Here is a 16,356-nt window from a genome sequence, read left to right as displayed (position 1 = left end):
TGGTGTAGCCTCAGCCGCAACTATGCCACTTGTCATAGCTATTCATCCACCTCTTCCGATACGAGGCTCCGAAGATGACTGCTCGCCCCCAACTGCCCAACCCGATCGATTCTGTCGCCCTGGCATCGCTGAACACCCCCGATGGCTGGCTTGCCTACCCGCTGGGTGATGATGTGATCGAGGGTAATCCCGACACCCGCATGAAACTTCTACGTACCGTCGGCGTGAAGACCCCGTACAAAGCCGTGGCGTTCTTCACGTCGCAACCTTCGAAGTTCGACTGGCGCTTCGACAACGACGAAGCCTTCGTGCTGATCGAAGGTCGCATCGCCATCACCATGGACACCGGCGAGAGACTCGAGATGAGCGCGGGTGATGCCGTCTCGATTCCGGCAGGACACACAGGTGTCTGCGAGGTTTTCGAGTTCAGCCGGAAATTCACTGTGGTAACCAGCGGGATCGCTGATTAACGCCATACGGATTGTTCGCATCGTGTTCAGGCCTGCTTCGTTTATGGCCTGAACCGCTACCAGAGGTGATCGATGAGGTATTCCTCTCAGCACAAAGCTGACACTCGGGCGCGCCTGTTGAAGAGTGCGGCCGAGGCCGTCAAGTGTTCGGGGCTGGCTGCCGCCAGTGTCGATAGCATTGCCGCATCTGCTGGCACTAGCGGCGGCGCGCTCTACCACCATTTTCCCTCCAAACACGAGCTCTTTGCGCCCGTGATCGCGCAGGAAGTGAGAATAGCCCGCTGACCAGACTGGCTCGAACTGGAGACTTAACCAGGGAGAGCCTGCTCGCCGGGCTCAAGCACTACCACTCGGTGGAACACCTGGCCAATGTCGAGGGAGGCTGTCCGATTCCTCCCCTAGGGGCAGACATCTCTCGTGCCGACGAGAGCGTGAGGCAGGGCTTCGAGGATTGGCTGATCGACCTGCATTGTTCTTGGGCGCAAACGCTGGGAAGCACCTCCCAGGCCTGGGCCATCATTGCCCAGTGTATTGGTGCTCTGCTGCTGGCTCGGATGCTCGCAGGTGAAGATCCCAGATGGCAGGTACTTGGCGGGAATCTCGAAGACCTTGATCTGAGATTAGGAGGCCAAGTCTTACGCCGAGCAGATCATGGAGCCGAGTGAGGCCCTCCTGCTCCTTAGACCTATCTGGAGGTCCTTTTGGCCGATTCCTGCCTATCACTTAACTTGCATGCCATTTATTCACTCACACAGGTCCCTGTGGTCAGGCCAAATAAAAATGCTGGGCTAAGTCCCTGAAAATGCGGGCAGTGCTGCACGTGCACAGCACTGCCGAGTGGAGGGCTGGTTAAAGCGGCTCCAGCGCATCCTCGCTGCGATCCAGCGCCACCTGGCGGATCGACAGGCGAATTTCTGCCGGCAGCACGCGTTTGGCCGCGCCTTCCGCCAGTTCGCCCAGCAGCCTGTGATGGCTGAGCTTGCCGGCTTCGTCCTGGCGCAGCACGCCGAGATCCAGCAGGGTCTGGATGAAATGGCGGAACAGGCTCTTGTCGAAGAACTCCGGGGCGTTGAGGCCGTGCAGAATCGACAGGCGCTGGGCCATGACCGTGCACAGGTCCTCCAGCTCTTCGGCGCTGATAGCGTTCTGGCCGGCGTTGAGCAGCAAGGCGATGGCCATGTAGAAGCGCTGCAAGGTCTGCGCAATGGCACGCGAGAGCAGGGTCAGCAAGACGAAATGGCGTGAGCTGGGCGCCGGTCGTACATACACCTCGGCTTCGAAGCGCAGCAGGCCCTGCTCGACGAAGGCCGCCAGCCACCGATCGACCACTGCATCCAGCTCGTCGAGGCTCCAGCGGATAAACAACTCGGCCTGCAAGTAGGGGTAGAGCGCGCGGGTGTAGCGGAGGATCTGCTCGCGGCTGATCCGCGCACTGCTCTGGAAGAAACTGGCGAGCAGCGCCGGTAGGGCGAAGATGTGCAGCACGTTGTTGCGGTAGTAGGTCATCAACACCGCGTTCTGCTCGTCGAGGTAAAGGATCTTGCCGAGGGCATCCTTCTGTTCGGCGAGCAGCTGCATGCCCTGGACATACTCGATCAGCGCCTGGCCGTCGCCTGCCGGCAGGGTGGTGTGCGGTGAGTAGGGCACGCTGCGCAGCAGGCACAGGTACAGATCGAGCACGCGGGTCAGGGCGCGTTCATCCAGGGCCAGCTTGCTGGTCGACAGCAGCGCCAGCGCCACCAGATTGACCGGGTTGATCGCGGCAGCCTCGTTGAGGTGCTGGGCGACGCGCTCGGCGAGGCGGTTGCTGCTGTCGCTGAGCCAGGCCGGGCGGTACTGCGGGCCCAGTTCCTGCTCGCGCCAGCCGGGCTGGTCCTGGTCGAGGAACTCGGCCAGTTTGATCGGCTCGCCAAAGTTGACCCAGACGCTGCCGAAACGCTGCTTGAGGGCGCCGATGACCTTGAAGATGTCGAAGATCGACTCTTTCTTCTTGCTCGCGCCGCGTAGCTCACCGAGGTAGGTGCGGCCCTCCAGTACCCGCTCGTAACCTATATACACCGGCACGAACACCACCGGCAGGCGGTTGGAGCGCAGGAAACTGCGCAGGGTGATGGCCAGCATGCCGGTCTTCGGCTGCAGCATCCGTCCGGTGCGGGAGCGCCCGCCCTCGACGAAGTACTCGACCGGGAAGCCTTTGCTGAACAGGCTGTGCAGGTATTCGTTGAACACCGCGCTGTACAGCGGGTTGCCCTTGAAGGTGCGGCGCATAAAGAAGGCGCCGCCGCGCCGCAGTAGGCCCCCGATCAGCGGCATATTCAGGTTGATCCCGGCGGCGATGTGCGGCGGGGTCAAACCGTTGCGAAACAACAGGTAAGACAGCAGCAGGTAGTCGATATGGCTGCGGTGGCAGGGCACATAGATGACCTCGTGGCCCTGGGCGACGTCCTGCACGCCTTCGATATGGTTGACCTTGATGCCGTCGTAGATCTTGTTCCAGAACCAGCTGAGCACCACTTCGAGGAAGCGGATCGCGGTATAGGCGTAGTCCGAGGCGATCTCGTTGCCATAGCGCAGGGCCTGGGCTTCGGCCTTCTCGACGGAGATCTGCTCGCGCTCGACTTCCTCGGCGATGGCCTGGCGCACCAGGGGGCCGTGGATCAGGCCTTTGACCAGATTGCGCCGGTGCGAGACGTCAGGGCCGATGACCGCGGCTTTCTGGTTGCGAAAGTGCACGCGCAGGAGGCGCTGGACCATGCGCAAGGTGCGCTCGTGGCCCTTGTCCTGCTCGATCAGTTCGCGCAGATGAATGGGCGCGGAGAATTGCACGCGGGTCTTGCGGCCGAGAATCAGGATGCTGATCAACCGGCGCAGACGCCCGGTGACCGCCCAGCTGTCGGCGAACAACAGCTTCCAGGGGCTGGTTTCGCGATCCGGCGACTGCCCCCAGAACACGCTGACGGGGACGATTTGCGCGTCTTCGACGGCCTGCTGGTTGATCGCGCTCACCAGGCGCATCAAGGTTGGCGAGCTGCCGCGCTTGTCCTGGCGGCCGCGCCAGTCGGGCTCCGGGCTGAGGTAGAAGAAGGCCGCCGGTTCCAGCAGCTCGCCGATTGTTACCGGCAGCACCGGGCGTGGCAGGCCGGCCTTGCGGCATTCCGTGTCGACCACGGCCAGGTCGCTCAGCGACGGCTGTTGCAGCACGTAAAGCACCGGCTTGCTGCGGTCGAGCCTCAAGGTGAAGGCCGACTGATTGATGGTTTCCGAGCGAACCCAGAGATAAAGAAGGCGACGCAGGGTGCCAAACACGAGGCGGCGGAACGGGGAGCGGGTCATACGGCGTCTGCTGATGGTGTAAAAAAACGAGCGTCTGCTCGGGGCGGCTAGTGTGCCGGATTCGCTGCGCGGCGGCAAAAGCCTCGGTCGTGGCATTCGCGACCGATGGGCCCGGGTTCTGCCCGGCTGGCGGCCGTTCGGGAACTATCCTTTAAGTCTGAGGTTTGCGCCCCGCGAGCCACTGTCCGGCCAGCTATTGGCCAGTGGTGACGGGGCGGGAACGTGGCACACCCAATGCTATTCGAGGAGGTTGCTATGAACAGGCTTTCATCGCTCTGTCTGTGCGTTGCCCTGTCGGGGGCTGCTGTCCAGGCACAGGCCGAAACGGTAGTGCCCCTGCAGGGGCAGAGCTCCCAGCAGGTCCAGCAGGATATCGACGCCTGCCGCAATATGGCCGCTAGTTCGTCCAGCAGTTCGACGAGCAGCGGGCCGTCCGGCAGTCGCCTGCGCGGCGCCGCGGCCGGTGCCGCCGCCGGGGCGGTGGGGGCGCAGGTGCGCGGCAATCAGCACGATGAGCTGTACGACCGGGTCGATGAGGATGTGCAACAGGAGTATCGGCAGAACCGGGCCAAGGAAACCGCGGTGGCGGGCATGGTGGTCGGTGGCTCGCGCGAGCGTCAGGATCGTAGACAGGAGCGTCGCGAGGAACCGGCGACCACTAGTGGAGTCGACCCGGCGGCCTACTCCAGTTGCCTGCAGGGGCGGGGCTATCAGGTCACCCCCTGACCTGGGAGTCGTACGGTCATTTGCGGAAACACTCTGGGTAACGCTCAGGGTGGCAGGCTGTCTTGCAATGGCGCCGAGGGCTTCATATAGTCCGGCGGCATTTTGGCAGCCTGTCTCCGCTGGGTTATCCGGATGTCGAGATGGGTCCTTACGGGCCCCGTGGTCAGGACGGTTGGGCCCTTACCGAAAATGGTGAGAGACCATGATCGAGATAAAAAATCTAACCAAGCGATTCGCCCAGCGCTCAGCGGTGGGCAAACTGGCGGTGGACAACCTGTCCTTCCGCGTTCAAGAGGGGGAGGTGTTGGGGTTTCTCGGGCCGAACGGTGCCGGCAAGTCCACCACCATGAAGATGCTCACCGGCTTTCTTGCGCCGACTGCAGGCTCCGCGAGCATCCTCGGTTTCGATATCCAGACGCAGACGCTCAAGGCCCAGCAGCAGCTCGGCTATTTGCCGGAAGGCGCGCCCTGCTATGGCGATATGACGGTCAAGGGCTTTCTCGAATTCATCGCCGAGGTGCGCGGCTTCAGGGGCGCGGCGAAGCAGCAGAGAGTCGCCACCGCGGTGGCCCAGGTCGAGCTGGAGCAGGTGCTCAAGCAGTCCATCGATACCCTGTCCAAGGGCTTCAAGCGTCGCGTCGGCCTGGCTCAGGCGATTCTGCATGACCCGAAAGTGCTGATTCTCGACGAGCCCACCGATGGCCTCGACCCGAATCAGAAGCATCAGGTGCGCGGGCTGATTCGCAACCTAGCGAAAGACAAGATAGTGATCATTTCGACCCACATCCTCGAGGAGGTGACGGCGGTCTGTACCCGTGCGGTGGTGATCGCCCAGGGCAAGTTGCTGGCCGATGGCACGCCGTTCGAGCTGGAAAGCCGTTCGCGCTATCACCAGGCGGTCACGCTGGTCGGTGCCGAGGCGCTGGATCAGGCCGCTTTCGCGGCTCTGCCTGGCGTGGCGGGGGTGGAAGTCAACGAGCTGGAGCACAGCCTGACGGTGCTGGCGCAGCCGGGGCAGGTGATCTTCCCGCAGGTCAACACGTTGCTCAGCCAGCGCGGCTGGGCGGTCAAGGAGCTGAATGTCGAGCGTGGTCGGTTGGACGAAGTGTTCCGCACCCTGACGCGCGGGGAGACGGTATGAAGCAGTTGCCGGTATTGTTTAAGCGTGAGCTGGCGAGCTATTTCGCCACGCCGCTGGCCTACGTATTCATCCTGATTTTCCTGGTGCTGTCCGGGGTGTTCACCTTCTACCTGGGCGGCTTCTACGAGAGCGGCCAGGCCAGTCTCGCGCCCTTCTTCAATTTCCACCCCTGGCTCTATCTGTTCCTGGTGCCGGCTATTGCCATGCGCCTGTGGGCGGAGGAGCGTAAATCCGGCTCGATCGAGCTGCTGATGACCCTGCCGATCACCCGCGCCGAAGCGGTGCTCGGCAAGTTCCTCGCCGCCTGGGCCTTTGCCGGTCTGGCGCTGCTGCTGACCTTGCCGATGGTGCTCACCGTCAACTACCTGGGCGAGCCGGATAACGGCGCCATCCTCACCGGCTATATCGGCAGCTGGCTGCTGGCCGGCGCCTACCTGGCAATCGGTTCGTGCATGTCGGCGCTGGCGAAGAACCAGGTGATCGCCTTCATCCTCACGGTCAGTGCCTGCTTCCTGTTTATCGTCAGCGGCCTACCGCTGGTGCTGGATGCGTTCAGTGGCTGGGCACCGCAATGGGTGCTGGATTCGGTGGCGTCGCTGAGCTTCCTGACCCGCTTCGATGCCATCAGCAAAGGCGTGATCGATCTGCGTGATTTGCTGTATTTCGTCACCCTGATCGCCGCCTGGCTGGCCGCCACCGCGGTGGTGGTCGATCTGAAGAAAGCCGACTGAGGACGCCCGCATGAAAAAGTTGATGTATTCCGGCGCCGGGCTTTTAGTGATCGCCCTGGCGTTTCTGGCCTTCAACCTGTTCTCCAGCCTGACCCTGACCGATAGCCGTCTGGATCTGACTGAGCAGAAGCTCTACACCATCTCCGCCGGGACCAAGAAAATCCTCGCCGAGATCGATAAGCCGATCGATCTGTACTTCTTCTACTCCGACAAAAGCACCAAGGATCTGGTGGTGCTGCGCAACTACGCCAAACGCGTCGAGGAGATGCTCAAGGCCTACGAGCGGGCGGCGGCTGGCAAGATCAAGCTGCATATCATCGACCCGCAGCCGTTCTCGGAAGAGGAAGATAAGGCCGCGCAGTACGGCTTGCAGGCCGTGCCGCTGAATCAGGCGGGTGAGCAGGCGTACTTCGGCCTGGCCGGGACCAGCGGCGCGGAGGGCACCCAGGTTATCCCATTCTTTCCGCTCGATAATGAGGAGTTCCTCGAGTACGACATCAGCCGTCTGGTGCAGAGCCTGGGCAAACCTGAGCGGCCGGTAGTGGGTGTGCTCTCCAGCCTGCAACTCAACGGCGGCTTCGATATGCAGGCCCGCCAGCCGACCCCGCCGTGGCTGGTGATGGAGGAGATCCGTCAGCAGTTCAAGGTGGAAAGCCTGCAGCCGGGCATCGACCAGATCCCTGAGACGGTTTCGCTGTTGCTGCTGGTTCATCCCAAGCAGCTGCCGCAACCGACCCTCTATGCCATCGACCAATTCGTACTGCGCGGCGGCAAATTGCTGGTCTTCGTCGATCCCTACAGCGAGGCGGACACCGGTATGCCGCTACCGGGCGAAATGCCGGGCGCAGACAAGGCTTCCGACCTCGAACCGCTGTTCAAGGCCTGGGGCGTGCGGTTGCTGCCGGGCAAGGTGCTCGGCGATGGTTCCTACGCCATGGCGGTCAGCATGGGCGAGGGGCAGCGCGCGGTACGCCATGCCGGTTGGCTGAGCCTGCCGCAGACGGCGCTGGATCAAACCGACGTGAGCACCGCCGGCCTGGAAACCCTCACCGTGGCCACCGCCGGCATCCTCGAGGCGGTGGAAGGAGCGAAGACCCGCTTCACGCCGTTGATCCAGAGCTCGCAATACGCCATGCCGTTCGATGCCCAGCGTTTCGGCATGCTGCGCAACCCCGAAGAGTTGATCCGTGAACTGCAACCGACCGGTGAGCGTTATGCCATCGCCGGGCGTATCAGCGGCCCGGCGCAGAGCGCCTTTCCGAATGGCATCGAGGGGCGTAAGGATGGCCTGAAGGAGGCGGCGAACATCAACGTGATCGCCGTCGCCGACACCGACCTGCTGACCGATCGCATGTGGGTGCAGGTGCAGGACATGTTCGGTCAGCGGGTGCCGCAGCCCTGGGCGGATAACGCCAGCTTCGCGATCAATGCGCTGGATAACCTGGCCGGCTCCGATGCGCTGATCAGCGTGCGTTCGCGAGGCCGCTTCAGCCGTCCGTTCACTGTGGTGGAAGCACTGCAGCGGGACGCCGAAGTGCAGTTCCGCGAGAAGGAAGAGGCCCTGCAGACGCGTTTGGCCGACACCGAGCAGAAACTCGCCGCCCTGCAGCAGAAGCAGGACCCGAGCAAGACCCAGGAGCTGACACCGGAACAGCAAGCCACGGTGCAGCAGTTCCTGCAGGAGCGGGTGAAGCTGCGCAAGGAACTGCGTGAAGTGCGCTACCAACTGAATGCCGATATCGAGGCGCTGGGCCGTACGTTGAAGCTCATCAATATCGCCCTGGTGCCGTTGCTGCTGACCTTGGCCGTGTTGGCCCTGTGGCTGTGGCGCCGGCGCCGTCAGGCTTGATTGGGGCCATGGCCTTTCGGCATCGAGCCCTGGGCAAAAAACGCAACGACAGACGGCTTGAAATCAACTGAAATAAGACTGCAAGACCTATGGGCCGGGGCTTGCAGGCGATTTTGAAAAAGTCCTTTGCAGGACTTTTGCTTGATTTATACTCCGGCAGCGGTCGCGTTAAGAATGCTCTTCGTAATAACCGCTGCAAACTGATTATGGTTTGAACAGGTGGTTAAAGAAGTGGGTTTTTACTGATCCGTCGATACCTCGTTAAGAGGCAATAATAAAATGCGAGTTGGAGAAAGTTGTAATGGCTGATCGTGAGACTGGAACCGTCAAATGGTTCAATGATTCCAAAGGCTATGGCTTCATTCAGCGCGAAAGTGGCGCCGATGTGTTCGTTCACTACCGTGCCATTCGCGGCGAAGGTCACCGCTCCCTGAATGAAGGTGAGCGTGTCGAGTTCGCCGTTATCGATGGTCAGAAAGGCCCCCAGGCCGAAGATGTGACTAAAGCCTGAAGACCCCAGGTTTAAGAGCTCTTAAAAACCAAAGGCCCGTCACTGACGGGCCTTTGGTTTTTGGCGCTGCGCAAGCGCGATAGGTAAACGCGCTAGGACGTGTGCCAGGTGATTTCTTCTTCACCGTCGGCACTGACCCTGATCCAGCGGTCGGCGGTTTCCTCGCTTTCCTCTTCGCTCCAACCGCCCGGCGCGCAGCGGATCTCGACGCCCAGGGCGGCGAAGGCCGCACGGGCGCAGGCCAGGTCGTCGGCCCAGGGCGTCGAGTCGCTTTCCAGATACAGGCTGCTCCACTTGCCCACGGCCTTGGGCAGCCAGGTCAGCGGGATCACCCCGGCCGCGCTGTCGACGTCGCACTTGTAGGTCTGGCCCTGTTGCCGCCATTCCGTGCAGGGGCCGAGCACGGCACTCAACCAATTGGCGATGGCAGTGTGGTCGGCGTCCTTCAGGTAGATCTCGATATCGGGTTGGCGCATGGCAATCCTCTTTTGATCTTTTGAACAATCCGGTCGGGGATGTCCCGTTGCTCGGTATTGCCTGCCGGCATCCATGGCGGGGCAGCCACTTTACCGATCGAGTTGAAACCAATCGTAGCGCACCGCCACTGTGACCTCTAACGGCTGTTCGATTACCGCGGCGCGGCGTTCGGCACTGGCGCGCCAGCCGTGCGGCGTCATGGCCAGCAAGTCGGCGCGCGCTTGGGCTGTGTTCAGACATAGTGTGAAGCGCAGCACTTCGCTGTGGGCCTGCTGCATGCCTGCGGGCACCAAGGCCAGGTGTTTGTCATCGCTGTAATCGCGGACTTGGTCGTAGAGTTTCTCGCGCAGCTCGATCAAGTGTTCGCTGGTCGGGCCGAGGCGCATCAAGCCGCCACCGGGGGCGAGCAGGCGTTTGGCCTCCTGCCAGTCCAGGGGGCTGAACACGCTGGCGAGGAACTGGCAGCTGGCATCCGCCAAGGGGATGCGCGCCATGCTCGCGACCAGCCAGGTCAAGTGCGGGTTACGCCGGCAGGCCCGTTTGACCGCCTCGCGCGAGATATCCAGGGCGTAGCCGTCGGCACCCGGCAGGGCCGCGGCCAGTTGCGCGGTGTAATAGCCCTCGCCACAACCGATATCCAGCCAGCGCGCCGGCGCGCGTTCGGCGGCCAGTTCGGCCAGACGTTTGGCCAGCGGTGCGTAGTGGCCGCCGTCGAGGAAGCGTCGCCGCGCCTCGACCATCGCCAGGTTGTCGCCGGGGTCGCGGCTGTTCTTGTGCTGCACCGGCAACAGGTTCAGGTAGCCCTGGCGAGCGCGGTCGAAACGGTGATTGGCCGGGCAGGCCACGCCATTATCGACCGCGCTCAAGGGCGCTGCGCAGATCGGACAGGTCAGCATCAGGCGAGCAACTTCACCAGGGTCTGATAGTAAATCTCGGTCAGCACCTCGAGATCGCTGGCCAGCACCCGTTCGTTGATCTGGTGGATGGTCGCGTTGACCGGCCCCAGTTCGACCACCTGAGTGCCCAGGGTGGCGATAAAGCGTCCGTCCGAGGTACCACCGCTGGTGGACGGCGTGGTCTCGCGACCGGTGACGGCCTTGATGCTGGCGGACACCGCGTCGAGCAACTCGCCCGGCTCGGTGAGGAACGGCAGGCCGGACAACGCCCACTCCACATGCCAGTCCAGGCCGTGCTTGTCGAGGATGCGGGCGACCCGCTGTTGCAAGCCTTCCACCGTGGATTCGGTGGAGAAGCGGAAGTTGAACACCGCCTCCAGCTCACCCGGGATCACGTTGGTCGCGCCGGTACCGGAGTTGAGGTTGGAGATCTGGAAACTGGTCGGCGGGAAGAAGGCGTTGCCATCGTCCCAATGCTCGGCCGCCAGCTCGCTGAGGGCCGGGGCGGCCAGATGAATCGGGTTTTTCGCCAGGTGCGGATAGGCCACATGGCCCTGCACGCCGCGCACCGTCAGCTTGGCGCCGAGGGAGCCGCGACGGCCGTTCTTGACCACGTCACCGACCAGGGAGGTACTCGAGGGCTCACCGACTATGCACCAGTCCAGGCGCTCGCCACGGGCCGCCAGGCGTTCGACCACGGCTTTGGTGCCGTGATGGGCCGGGCCTTCCTCGTCACTGGTGATCAGAAAGGCGATGGCGCCTTTGTGCTGCGGGTATTCGGCCACGAAGCGCTCCACCGCGATGATCATCGACGCCAGGCTGCCTTTCATGTCCGCCGCGCCGCGCCCGCAGAGCATGCCCTGCTCGTCGATCAAGGCATCGAATGGCGCATGCTGCCAGGCCTGCAGCGGGCCGGTCGGTACCACATCGGTATGCCCGGCGAAGCACAGCACCGGGCCTTCGCCGCCGTGGCTGGCCCAAAAGTTGTCGACGTTCTCGATGCGCATCGGCTCCACCGCGAAACCCAGGGCGCTCAGGCGCTTGATCATCAGGGTCTGGCAGTCGGCGTCCTCTGGGGTCACGGAGGGGCGCCGGATCAGGGCGCAGGCGAGTTCTAGGGTCGGGGAGAGGGCAGTCATTGCGGCTCCAGAGCGGCATCAAGCGGAAAGGTCGCCATCTTAAAACAAAACGGCGGCCATTGGCCGCCGTTCCGGTGCTGCGCAGCGCTTAGTCTTGCAGTGCCACCTCGGGGGTTTCCATGGGTTTCGGCAAGGAGGACAACAGCGCCATGATCAGCGCGGCCAGGTACGGCAGCGACTGCACCAGGAGCATGGCCACCCAGAACTTCACGTCGGCGCTGGGGAAGCCCTGGACTATGCCGATGCCGATCGCCGCGCCCCACAACAGCAGCATGATGAAGACTTCCTCGCGGGCTTCCGCCAGCGCCACCATCAGGCCGTGGCTGGAACGCATCTTCGGCGTGCGGAAGAACGGGATGCTGGTGGTGAAGAAGCCGTACAGCACCGCTTTGGCGATGGTGTGCGACAACGCCAAGCCGGCCAGCGCCGCGCAGAAGGCGTCCTTCAGGTTGACCCCGACCGTGCGCTGATAGAGGAACACTATCTTGCCGAACTTGAAGAAGAACAGCGCCAGGGGCGGAATCGCGAAGATCAGCAGCGGCGGATCGACCCGCTGCGGCACTATGATCATCGCCGCGGACCAGAGCAGGGCACCGATGGTGAAGAAAATGTTCAGGCCATCGGCAACCCAGGGCAGCCAGCCGGCGACGAAGTGGTAACGCTGGCCGCGCTTGAGCTCGGTGTCCTTGCCGCTGAACAGGCTGCTGGCATGGCCCTTCATGATCTGGATGGCGCCGTAGGCCCAGCGGAAGCGCTGCTTCTTGTAGTCGATGAAGGTGTCCGGCATCAGGCCTTGGCCGTAGCTGTCGTAGGCGTAGGCGGCGGAATAGCCTTTTTCGAACACGCGCAGACCCAGCTCGGCGTCCTCACAGATGGTCCAGTCGGCCCACTTCAATTCGTCCATCACGGTACGGCGGATCATGGTCATGGTGCCGTGCTGGATGATCGCGTTGCGGTCGTTGCGGGTGACCATGCCGATATGGAAGAAGCCCTTGTATTCGGCGTAACAGAGCTTCTTGAACGTGCTCTCCTTGCCATCGCGGTAGTCCTGCGGTGATTGCACCACGGCGATTTTCGGGTCGGCGAAGTGCGGCACCATGTGCTTGAGCCAGTTGCGGTCGACGCAGTAGTCCGAGTCGATCACCGCCACCACCTCGGCATCCGCGGCGGTGTACGGCAGGATGTAGTTCAGTGCCCCGCCCTTGAAGCCGGCCAGCGGCGCGACATGGTAGAACTTGAAGCGTGGGCCGAGCTGTTCGCAATAGGCCTGCACCGGTTCCCAGACCGCCGGGTCCTTGGTGTTGTTGTCGATGATGATGACTTCGAAGTCTGGATAATCCAGGTTGGCCAACGCGTCGAGGGTCTGTTTGACCATCTCCGGTGGCTCGTTGTAGCACGGCACATGGATCGAGACCTTGGGCCGGTAGGCGCTGTCGCCGATCACCGGGATGAAGGGGCGCCGGCGTTTGCGGACCCATACCGCCTCGGCCAGTTCGTGGGCCTCGGTCAGCAGCACGATAAACACGCCGAGCGCGCCGATCCCGAGCAGCAGGCCGACGGTGAGGCTGAACCAGGTGCTGTATTGCTGGCTGTAGTCGTAGCCGATCCACACCAGCACCGAGCCGCCGGCAAAGGCGACGAAGGTCAGGAAGGTACGCCCGCGTTGGCGCAGGGCGCTGCCGTCGATCAGCAGCAAGGCCAGCGCGAGCATGGCCAGCACCACCGAACCGACGGCCAGCACGCGCCACTGCGGAATCGCCACGACCGGGCCTTCGAAGGCAAACTTCGGCTGCCGAGCGGCGTTGTACACGCCCCAGTAGGCGCCGACCGCGCCTTCGTCACTGGCCTTCCACGGCTGGTCGAAGGCCTCGATGACGAAGTAGTTGTAGCCCTTGGCGTTCAAAGTGGTGACCAGGGTGCGCAGGTAGATCGCCTGATCCGCCTGGGACGCATCGGCGCCGCCCCGCATGCGGCCGTTACTCGGCCAGCCCACTTCGGAGAGCAGCAAAGGCTTTTTCGGGAAGAGCTTTTTCAGATCCTTGGCACGATCGAGGACGAACTGAGTGGAGTCCTCCATCGGCACGAATTCCCAGTAGGGCAGGACGTGCGCGGCGATCAGGTCGACGTGCTTGGCCAGCTCCGGGTATTTCTCCCAGATGTGCCACTGCTCGGAGGTGGTCACCGGGACCTTGACGGCGGCGCGCACGCGGTCGAGGAAGACGCTCAGCTGTTTGGTGGTCACTTCGCGGCGGAACAGCGCTTCGTTACCCACCACCACCCGCACGACGCTGCGCGAGGAGTTGGCGATCTCGATGCCGCGGGCGATCTCGCGCTCATTGCGCTCCTCGTCCGGGCTGATCCAGATCCCCAGGGTCACGCGCAGGCCGAATTCTTCGGCGATCCGTGGGATGTCGCCCAGGCTGCCGTCCACCGAATAGGTGCGGATGCTGTCGGTCTGCTTGCTCAGCAGCTCGAGATCCTGGCGAATCTGCTCGTCGCTCGGGTACTGATCCTTCTGCGGATTCTGATCCAGACGGAACGGCGAGAACGAGAAGCCGGAGATTTGCTCAGGCCAGTCCGGGGCGGTTACCGGACGGTTATAGAGTGCCCAGATACCGGTGAACAGCGCGGCGATTGCCACGAAGACCACCAGGTTGAGTCCAAATTTACGCGATGACATAGAGGTTTCAGGTTCCAAAGGGTGGAACGGGGACATGCCGGCGAGCGCCGGTCGGCGCGCATCCTACCCCGGCGTCAGAGGGCTGTATAGCTCCCGCCAGCAGCGCGGCGCTGGACGGATAAGCGGCCTGCTAGCCTTGGTCAGCGCGGGGCTGCGGAAGTTCGCCGGCAGGCTCGGCAGACCGGCTATTTAGCGGCCGTCTGCGGCTATAGGCAGACGACCACCGGCAGGCTTCACAGCGTCCGCAGCAGGATGCGCTCGCTGGCCGCCAGGTCGATATCGCGTTGCTCGCCCAGGGTGATCATCTTGTGCCGTTCCAACTGGGCCAGTACCTGCGGGATCGCCTCGGCGCCCAGGCCGTGCTCGGACAGGCTGGTCGGCACCCCCATTTGCTGGAAGAAGGTGCGGGTGGCGGCGATAGCCGCGTCGATCCGTTGCTCCTCGTCGCCTTGCTCGATCCGCCAGACCCGCGCGGCATATTGCAGCAGCTTGGCGCGCTTGCTTGCGCGGCGCTCGGCCAGCAAGGCCGGCAGCACCACGGCCAGGGTCTGCGCGTGATCCAGGTGATACAGCGCGGTCAGCTCGTGGCCGATCATATGGGTCGCCCAGTCCTGCGGCACGCCGCAGCCGAGCAGGCCATTCAGCGCCTGGGTGGCGCACCACATCAGGTTGGCGCGGACGTTGTAGTCCTCGGGGTTGGCCAGCGCTTTCGGGCCTTCCTCGATCAGGGTTAGCAGCAGGCCTTCGGCATAGCGGTCTTGCAGCGGTGCATCGACGGGGAAGGTCAGGTATTGCTCGATGGTATGCACGAAGGCATCCACCACGCCGTTGCCGATCTGCCGGGCCGGCAGGCTGAAGGTGGTGCGTGGATCGAGTATGGCGAAGCGCGGGTAGAGCAACGCACTGGAGAACGGCAGTTTCTCCTGGCGTGTCACGTGGGTGACCACGCCATGGGGGTTGCTCTCCGAGCCGGTCGCCGCCAGGGTCAGCACGCAACCCAACGGCAGCGCGGCTTGTACGCGGGTACCGATGAGCAGGTCGAGGGGCTCGCCGGCGTAGCACAGCGCCGCGGCGATGAATTTGCTGCCGTCGATCACCGAGCCGCCGCCGACCGCGAGGATAAAGTCGCACTGCGCGGTCTTGCCCTGTTCTACCGCCCGCATCAGGGTATCGAATTGCGGATTGGCTTCGATGCCGCCGAAGCGGCTGATGCTGTGGCCGGTCAGCGCCGCTTCTACCTGCTCCCAGACACCGTTCTGGAAGATGCTGCCGCCGCCGTGGGTGACCAGCACCCGGCTGCCGGCGGGGATTTCCCGGCTGAGCTTGGCGATCTGGCCTTCGCCGAAGTGGATCTTGGTCGGGTTATAGAAGGTGAAGTTGCGCATGACGGGTTCCCTTGTTGTTATCGGCCGGCGGTAGTTATCGGCTGACTATAGCCGCAGCCGACCGCCTGCGAATCTATGGTCGACCATTCAGCCGGGTTAGGCTTGGGCTGACCGACGCGCCTTCCTATAATGCGCGCCGGCCTGCTGGGTGGATGACGAGCAAGGCGCAGATGACGGGCAAGGCAACGCTGAGGTGGGGTGATGAGTACAGACGAACAACGATTTGGCGGTATCGCCCGGCTTTATGGGCAGGCCGGCCTGGCGCGGCTGGCTGCGGCCCATGTGGCAGTGGTGGGGATCGGCGGGGTCGGCTCCTGGGCCGCGGAAGCCTTGGCCCGCAGTGGCGTGGGCGAGATTTCGCTGTTCGATCTGGACGACGTCTGCGTGACCAACACCAACCGGCAGATCCATGCGCTGCAAGGAGCCATAGGTCAGCCCAAGGTCGAGGTGATGGCCGAGCGCATCCGCGCCATCAACCCGGCCTGTGTGGTGCATGCGGTCGGCGATTTCGTCACCCGCGAGACCATGGCCGCGACCATCACGGCGACTATGGACTGTGTGATCGACTGCATCGACAGCGTCGCCGCCAAGGCCGCGCTGATCTCCTGGTGCAAACGCCGCAAGATTCAGATCATCACCACGGGCGGCGCCGGCGGGCAGATCGACCCGACGCTGATCCAGGTCGGCGACCTCAACAAGACCTTCAACGACCCGCTGGCCTCCAGCGTGCGCTCGACCCTGCGCCGCGATTACGGTTTTTCCCGCACGCCGGGGCGCCACTACAGCGTGCCCTGCGTGTTTTCCAGCGAGCAACTGCGCTACCCGAAGCCGGATGGCGGCATTTGCTTGCAGAAGGGCTTTGTCGGCGAGGGGGTCAAGCTCGACTGCGCCGGCGGTTTCGGCGCGGTGATGATGGTCACCGCGACCTTCGGCATGGTCGCCGCCGCCAAGGCGGTGGACAAGTTGGTGGCCGGCGCGCGCCGGCCGGCGGAGCGGCAGTAGACGTAGGGCGGAGTTG

14 protein-coding genes are annotated in these 16,356 nt (G+C 63.4%); 8 read left to right on the top strand and 6 right to left on the bottom strand.

What is annotated here, in order from left to right:
* Positions 1-74 precede the first annotated feature (74 nt).
* Both FFS13_RS12660 and FFS13_RS20360 read left to right on the top strand, forming a co-directional pair.
* On the top strand, positions 75-470 hold the full coding sequence (locus FFS13_RS12660; RefSeq protein WP_137819451.1) for a cupin domain-containing protein: 396 nt from the start codon (positions 75-77) through the stop codon (positions 468-470).
* A 72-nt stretch (positions 471-542) separates the two neighbouring features.
* Positions 543-755, top strand: coding sequence for a TetR/AcrR family transcriptional regulator (locus tag FFS13_RS20360; protein ID WP_137819450.1), 213 nt, complete (start codon positions 543-545; stop codon positions 753-755).
* A 564-nt stretch (positions 756-1,319) separates the two neighbouring features.
* Here FFS13_RS20360 and plsB read toward each other — a convergent pair.
* Positions 1,320-3,803 (bottom strand): glycerol-3-phosphate 1-O-acyltransferase PlsB, encoded by a 2,484-nt coding sequence (plsB, locus tag FFS13_RS12650; protein WP_137819449.1) that lies wholly within the window; start codon positions 3,801-3,803, stop codon positions 1,320-1,322.
* A gap of 255 nt (positions 3,804-4,058) precedes the next feature.
* Here plsB and FFS13_RS12645 point away from each other — a divergent pair, with 255 nt between their 5' ends.
* The 5 genes from FFS13_RS12645 to FFS13_RS12625 all read left to right on the top strand — a co-directional run bounded on the left by FFS13_RS12645 (position 4,059) and on the right by FFS13_RS12625 (position 8,761).
* The gene (locus FFS13_RS12645; protein WP_137819448.1) at positions 4,059-4,529 is read left to right on the top strand and encodes a YMGG-like glycine zipper-containing protein; all 471 of its coding nucleotides are present in this window, start codon (positions 4,059-4,061) and stop codon (positions 4,527-4,529) included.
* A 202-nt stretch (positions 4,530-4,731) separates the two neighbouring features.
* Entirely contained in the window at positions 4,732-5,670 is a 939-nt protein-coding gene (locus FFS13_RS12640) for an ABC transporter ATP-binding protein (RefSeq protein WP_137819447.1), read from the top strand.
* On the top strand, positions 5,667-6,401 hold the full coding sequence (locus FFS13_RS12635) for an ABC transporter permease subunit (RefSeq protein WP_137819446.1): 735 nt from the start codon (positions 5,667-5,669) through the stop codon (positions 6,399-6,401). Before FFS13_RS12640 ends, FFS13_RS12635 begins: the two co-directional genes overlap by 4 nt.
* 10 nt (positions 6,402-6,411) lie before the next feature.
* Entirely contained in the window at positions 6,412-8,250 is a 1,839-nt protein-coding gene (locus FFS13_RS12630; RefSeq protein WP_137819445.1) for a Gldg family protein, read from the top strand.
* Positions 8,251-8,551: 301 nt separating this feature from the next.
* Complete coding sequence (locus tag FFS13_RS12625) at positions 8,552-8,761, top strand: cold shock domain-containing protein (RefSeq protein ID WP_119955863.1); 210 nt, start codon at positions 8,552-8,554, stop codon at positions 8,759-8,761.
* Between the two features lie 92 nt (positions 8,762-8,853).
* On the opposite strand, the gene FFS13_RS12620 is transcribed toward FFS13_RS12625, so the two are convergent.
* From FFS13_RS12620 to FFS13_RS12600, 5 genes are all read right to left on the bottom strand, one after another.
* Complete coding sequence (locus tag FFS13_RS12620) at positions 8,854-9,237, bottom strand: hypothetical protein (RefSeq protein WP_137819444.1); 384 nt, start codon at positions 9,235-9,237, stop codon at positions 8,854-8,856.
* A 90-nt stretch (positions 9,238-9,327) separates the two neighbouring features.
* Positions 9,328-10,134 (bottom strand): putative RNA methyltransferase, encoded by an 807-nt coding sequence (locus FFS13_RS12615; protein ID WP_137819443.1) that lies wholly within the window; start codon positions 10,132-10,134, stop codon positions 9,328-9,330.
* Positions 10,134-11,273: a succinyl-diaminopimelate desuccinylase gene (gene dapE, locus FFS13_RS12610; protein WP_137819442.1), complete on the bottom strand. Its 1,140-nt coding sequence runs from the start codon at positions 11,271-11,273 to the stop codon at positions 10,134-10,136. The genes FFS13_RS12615 and dapE overlap by 1 nt, the downstream gene beginning before the upstream one ends.
* Positions 11,274-11,361: 88 nt before the next feature.
* Positions 11,362-13,953: a glycosyltransferase gene (locus FFS13_RS12605; protein ID WP_137819441.1), complete on the bottom strand. Its 2,592-nt coding sequence runs from the start codon at positions 13,951-13,953 to the stop codon at positions 11,362-11,364.
* Positions 13,954-14,186: 233 nt separating this feature from the next.
* Positions 14,187-15,338 carry an iron-containing alcohol dehydrogenase gene (locus tag FFS13_RS12600; protein ID WP_137819440.1) on the bottom strand — a complete coding sequence of 384 codons (1,152 nt, stop codon included), beginning with the start codon at positions 15,336-15,338 and terminating at the stop codon, positions 14,187-14,189.
* A 201-nt stretch (positions 15,339-15,539) separates the two neighbouring features.
* Between FFS13_RS12600 and tcdA the strand changes: the two genes are divergently transcribed.
* The gene (tcdA, locus tag FFS13_RS12595) at positions 15,540-16,340 is read left to right on the top strand and encodes a tRNA cyclic N6-threonylcarbamoyladenosine(37) synthase TcdA (protein WP_137819439.1); all 801 of its coding nucleotides are present in this window, start codon (positions 15,540-15,542) and stop codon (positions 16,338-16,340) included.
* The last annotated feature ends 16 nt before the right edge of the window (positions 16,341-16,356 follow it).

The sequence above is a fragment of the Pseudomonas sp. 2FG genome, from assembly GCF_005502935.1.
Taxonomy (GTDB): Bacteria; Pseudomonadota; Gammaproteobacteria; order Pseudomonadales; family Pseudomonadaceae; genus Aquipseudomonas.
The sequence above is the reverse complement of the archived record's forward strand: the minus strand, read 5'-3'. Positions and strand labels throughout refer to the sequence as shown.